The following is a 3372-nucleotide window of genomic DNA, read 5'->3' as shown; positions in this document are numbered from 1 at the left end:
GGCTCAACGTAGCGCGGATCGCGGCGATCCGGGCGGGGCTGCCGGCGTCGGTGCCGGCGCTGACCGTCAACCGGTTCTGCGCCTCGGGCCTGCAGGCCATTGCCATGGCGGCCGAACGGATCATGGTCGGCGCCGCCGAAGTCATTGTGGCCGGCGGCGTGGAGAGCATGAGCCGGGTGCCCATGGGCGGGTTCAAGCCGGCGCCCAACCCGTACCTCATCGACCACTACCCCGAGGTCTACATCTCCATGGGCCACACAGCTGAGGAGGTGGCGCGCCGGTACGGCATCGACCGGGAGAGCCAGGACGCGTACGCTCTGGAGAGCCACCGCCGGGCGGCGGCGGCCATCGACGCCGGGCGCTTCCGGGAGGAGACGGCACCCGTGCTCCTGGAGGACGGGCGGCTGTTCGAGGTGGACGAGGGAGTGCGGCGGGACACCTCCATGGAGGCGCTGCGCGCCCTCGCCCCGGCGTTCACCGAAGGGGGTACCGTGACGGCGGGTAACAGCTCCCAGATGAGCGACGGGGCGGCGGCCGTGGTGGTCATGTCGGCCCGGCGCGCACAGAGCCTGGGGATCCGGCCGCTTGGAGTGTTCCGGGGCTTTGCCGTGGCAGGCGTACCGCCCGAGGTGATGGGCGTCGGCCCGGTGGAGGCGGTGCCGAAGCTCCTGGCGCGGACCGGCGTGCGGCTTCAGGACGTGGATCTCATCGAGCTCAACGAGGCGTTTGCCGCGCAGACGGTGGCGGTAATCCGGCGGCTGGAACTCGATACCGGGCGCGTCAACGTGAACGGCGGCGCCATCGCCCTGGGCCACCCTCTGGGCGCCACGGGCGCCAAGCTGACCGCGACGCTCCTACACGAACTCCGCCGCCGGCACGGACGCTACGGCATCGTGACCATGTGCGTGGGGGGCGGCATGGGGGCTGCCGGCCTGTTCGAGGCGGCCGCCTGAGTGAGGGGGGATCCTCTTGGGCGGAGGCGGTTCGTGGCTTGCCAGGGGGGCGGGGTTCCTGGTGGCCGATCCCGGGCCTGCCGACGAAGAGGCGGTCGTCACGCCGGAGCAGGCCCGCCGGGAGACGCAACCCATTGCCGAACTGGCGCGGGATTTCGTGCAGCGGGAAGTGCTGGCGCAGGGGAGCAAACTCCTGGAGCACGACTACCCGACCCTCCGGGCGCTCCTGGCGAGGGCGGGGGACCTGGGCCTGCTGGGCGTGGAAGTCGAGGAGGCGTACGGGGGGTCAGGGCTGGGGGCCGTATTCGGGGCGGCCATCACCGAGGAGATCGCCCGTGCCGGGGATTTCGCCGTCACGTTCGGCGCGCACGCGGGGATCGGCACGCTGCCGCTGGTCTACTTCGGAACGCCTGACCAGAAGGCGCGCTATTTGCCGGACCTGGTCAGCGGGCGTAAGGTGGCGGCGTACGCCCTTACGGAGCCGATGGCGGGGTCGGACGCCCTCTCGGTGCGCAGCGTGGCCGCGGAGGAGGATGGGCACTTCCGGCTTTCCGGGCAGAAGCAGTGGATCACCAACGCGGGGTTGGCCGACCTTTTCGTGGTGTACGCGAAGGTGGGCGGCGAGAAGTTCACCGCGTTCCTGGTGGAGGCCGCGTTGCCGGGCTTGAGCCTGGGGCCGGAGGAAGACAAGCTCGGCATCCGGGGGTCATCGACGCGCGCGGTCTTCCTCGACGGGGTGCGGGTGCCCCGGGAGAACGTGCTCGGCGAGGTGGGTCGGGGCCACGCGGTGGCGTTTGGGGTGCTCAACATCGGGCGCTTCAAGCTGGCGGCCGGGTCTTTGGGTTCGTCCAAGGCTGCCATGGCCGTGGCCGTCGAGTACGCTGAGCAGCGCCAGCAGTTCGGGAAGGCGATCGCGGAGTTCGGGCTCATCCAGGAGAAGCTGGCCGGAATGGCCGTGCGGCTGTACGCTCTGGAGAGCATGGTTTACCGGACGGCCGGGCTTCTCGAGTCGCGTAAGAGCGCAGAAGCGCACCCTGCGGCGGCGCTCGCCGACGTGCCGGTCGAGTGTTCGGCCAACAAGGTCTTCGGGAGCGAAACGTTGAGCTTCGTCGTGGACGAGGCGCTGCAGATCCACGGCGGGTACGGGTTCATGAACGACTATCCGGTGTCGCGCATGTACCGGGACGCCCGCATCAACCGCATCTTTGAGGGCACCAACGAGATCAACCGGCTCCTGATCCCCGACGCGCTCATGCGCCGGGCCATGCGGGCCGGGCTTCCGCTCCTGCAGGAGATGGCGGCGGCGCGGCAGGCCGTGGAGCGGGGCAGTGCCGGCGAGGCGGCCGGTTCAGCGGGATCCGGCGGGGGCGGGGCGTGGCTGCCGGGGCCCGAGTGGATGGCGGCAGCGCGGCGCGCCACCCTCTACGCGGCGTCCTTGCTCGTAGAGCGCCACGGTGCGGCTCTGGAAAGCCAGCAGGAGCAGGTCGCGCGGCTTGCCGACATGGTGATCGCCTTCTACGCGGCGCAGAGCGCCTGGATCCGGGCGCGCCGGGCCGCCCGCGAGGTCGCCGCGGCGGCGGGCCCCGGGGACGACCAGAAGGTGCATGCCCTCCTGGCAAGCCTGGTGATCGAGGAAAGCGCCCGGAGCCTTGAACAGGCCGGGCGGGACATCCTGGTGGACGCAGAGCGCGTCCAGCCGCTGTTGGCGGCGCTGCGGCGCCCTCCGGTGCCGGTCGTGGAGCTTCGCCGGCTCGTCGCCCGGGCGGTTCGCCAGGCCGGCGGTTACCCGCTTGGGCCGAGGTAAGCGCCGAGAATTACCCGCCGCCGGCGTCGGGTGCCGGCTGCCGCTTCTTTTCGGCCAGCTCCCGCTTGCCCATGCTGATGAGGCGGCGAACCATCTGGCCCCCGATCTTTCCGGCCTCGCGCACGGATAATTCGTCGGGGTTTCGCAGGTCGTCCGCCAGCCCCAGGTCGCGGGCGACCTGCTCTTTCAGGCTCTCCCTCACGGCATCTTCCCCTTGCACGCCAACTTCCTGTTGGGTATCTTGGGAGCGGCGCACCCTGTAGCGCTTCGGATGGGCCGTATCGTGCGTCTCGGTCACGGAGTGGACGACCTCCCTGGCAGGCAGGGTACGCCGTCGCAGGGCGCCTTATGCGCCGGCCGCGGGCCGGCGTACAACGCTTACCAAGCGCAGGGAAAGAGGATCTTCTCTCTCATGAAGCACATCGCGGTGCTCACCAGCGGCGGGGATGCCCCCGGCATGAATGCCGCCATTCGGTCCGTGGTGCGAGGCGGGATCGCCAGGGGACTCCAGGTCTGGGGCGTGCGGCAGGGCTACGCAGGCCTGATCGCCGGGGACTTCATCCCGATGACGGCGCGCAGCGTCGGGGGGATCATCGGGCAGGGCGGCACGGTCCT

At 70.8% G+C, this 3372-nt stretch carries 4 protein-coding genes; 3 read left to right on the top strand and 1 reads right to left on the bottom strand.

Features of this window, described 5'->3' with window-relative positions:
- Both AB1609_18710 and AB1609_18705 read left to right on the top strand, forming a co-directional pair.
- Positions 1 to 953, top strand: a 953-nt coding sequence (locus tag AB1609_18710; GenBank protein ID MEW6048478.1) for a thiolase family protein, incomplete at its 5' end; no start/stop codon positions are given.
- Between the two features lie 16 nt (positions 954 to 969).
- Entirely contained in the window at positions 970 to 2757 is a 1788-nt protein-coding gene (locus AB1609_18705) for an acyl-CoA dehydrogenase family protein (protein MEW6048477.1), read from the top strand.
- Positions 2758 to 2767: 10 nt separating this feature from the next.
- Here the strand turns inward: AB1609_18705 and AB1609_18700 are convergent, their stop codons facing one another.
- Complete coding sequence (locus AB1609_18700) at positions 2768 to 3055, bottom strand: small, acid-soluble spore protein, alpha/beta type (protein MEW6048476.1); 288 nt, start codon at positions 3053 to 3055, stop codon at positions 2768 to 2770.
- 114 nt (positions 3056 to 3169) lie between these two features.
- On the opposite strand from AB1609_18700, the gene AB1609_18695 reads away from it, so the two are divergent.
- A partial coding sequence (locus tag AB1609_18695) for a 6-phosphofructokinase (GenBank protein MEW6048475.1) occupies positions 3170 to 3372 on the top strand: 203 nt, incomplete at its 3' end.

The organism is Bacillota bacterium, from assembly GCA_040754675.1.
Taxonomy (GTDB): domain Bacteria; phylum Bacillota; class Limnochordia; order Limnochordales; family Geochordaceae; genus Geochorda.
The sequence above is the reverse complement of the archived record's forward strand: the minus strand, read 5'-3'. Positions and strand labels throughout refer to the sequence as shown.